The sequence below is a fragment of the bacterium genome, assembly GCA_016873475.1.
Classification (GTDB): Bacteria; Krumholzibacteriota; Krumholzibacteriia; order JACNKJ01; family JACNKJ01; genus VGXI01.
This window is the reverse complement of the sequence record VGXI01000407.1, coordinates 1-1,654: the sequence shown is the minus strand read 5'-3', so window position 1 is coordinate 1,654 and position 1,654 is coordinate 1. Positions and strand designations below refer to the sequence as shown.

The following is a 1,654-nucleotide window of genomic DNA, read 5'->3' as shown; positions in this document are numbered from 1 at the left end:
GCATGAAGCAGCGGGTGCTGTTTCGGCTCGGCCGCCTAGATCAGCTGCGCGCCAGCGGAGAGCTCGACGGGCTTCTGCTGGCGCTGGGGCGCTTCTCCGAGAAGTACGCCGTGCTGGGGGCACATGCCAAAGGCCAGAGCGTGAGCGGGCGGGCGCGCACGATCGGGGCGGCGCTCATCTTCGAGCGGCTGTGGCGCGACTGCGGCATCGAGAGTCTGCTCAAGGAGCTGGCGGCGAAGCGCCGCTTCGGCTTTGAGCTGGAGCGCGCGGTGTTTCTGACGGTCTTGCACCGGCTGTTTGTCTCGGGGAGCGACCGGGCGGCGGAGAAGTGGAAGCACCATTACGCCATCGCCGGGGTGGAGGAGCTCGGGCTGCACCAGCTTTATCGGACCATGGGATGGTTGGGCGAGCCGGTGGCCGCGGCACCGAGTGCAGAGGCGAGCGTGCTGCCCTATCGCACGCGCTGCGAGCTGATCGAGGAGCGGCTCTTTGAGCAGCGGCGCGACCTGTTCACGAAACTGGATCTGGTGTTCTTTGACACCACCTCGATGTACTTCGAGGGCGAAGGCGGAGAGACCCTGGGGCAGTACGGCCACTCCAAGGACCATCGGCCGGATCTGAAGCAAATGGTGGCCGGGGTAGTGCTCGATGACGAGGGGCGGCCGCTTTGCAGCCAGATGTGGCCCGGCAACCCGGCCGACGTGACGAGCCTGGTCCCGGTGGTCGATCGGCTGCGCACGCAGTTCAAGGTGGGCGAGGTGTGCGTGGTGGCCGACCGCGGCATGATCAGCCGCGCCACGATCGAGCAACTCCAGGCGCGCGGCTGGCGCTACATCCTGGGGGTGCGCATGCGGCGTACGCGCGAGGTGAACGAAGAGGTGCTGGCGCGCCCCGGGCGCTACGAGGAGGTCTACCCCAAGAGCCAAGATCCCAAGGCACCCTCGCCGCTCAAGGTCAAGGAGGTATGGATCGAAGACCGTCGCTACGTCGTGTGCCTGAACGAAGATCAAGCGACCAAAGACCGGCACGACCGCGAAGCGATCCTCGCCTCGCTCAGAGAGACGCTAAAACAAGGCGACAAGACGCTGATCGGCAACCGCGGCTACCGCAAGTACGTGAAGACGAGCGGCGCCCACTTCGCGATCGACGATGACAAGATCCAAGCCGAGGCGCGCTTCGATGGCAAGTGGGTCCTGACCACCAACACCGATCTTTCGGCGCGCGAGCTCGCGCTCAAGTACAAGCAACTGTGGCAAGTCGAGGCGACCTTTCGCACCATGAAGACGGCGCTGGCGACGCGCCCGATCTACCACAAGCGCGACGACACGATCCGCGGCCACGTGTTCTGTTCGTTTCTGGCGCTGGTGCTGCGCGACGAACTGGAGCGACGTTTGGCCAAACGCGGCTACCGTCTCGAGTGGGCCGACATCCTGCAGGACCTGGAGCGGCTGCAGGAGATCGAACTGAGGGTCAACGGCAAGGGCTACCGCCTTCGCACTCAGACCGAGGGCTGCGTCGCCAAAGTGTTCCAGGCCTGTGGCGTCGCGCTGCCGCCCGAGCTGCAACCTCTATGAGGCCGAAGCACTCGGTAACCCCCTTGGACGGCGTGACATTACGCGTCCGTGACGATTTCAACTTGTTGAATTGCCGAAAA

At 65.0% G+C, this 1,654-nt stretch carries 1 protein-coding gene; it reads left to right on the top strand.

The features are described from left to right. Positions 1-2: 2 nt before the first annotated feature. A complete protein-coding gene (locus FJ251_16210; protein ID MBM4119243.1) occupies positions 3-1,574 on the top strand; it encodes an IS1634 family transposase in 1,572 nt (523 codons plus the stop codon). Positions 1,575-1,654 lie beyond the last annotated feature (80 nt).

What these genes read in the sequence shown, in the direction of transcription:
- FJ251_16210 (MBM4119243.1), top strand. Translation starts at nt 3, where the DNA reads ATGAAGCAGCGGGTGCTGTTTCGGCTCGGCCGCCTAGATCAGCTGCGC.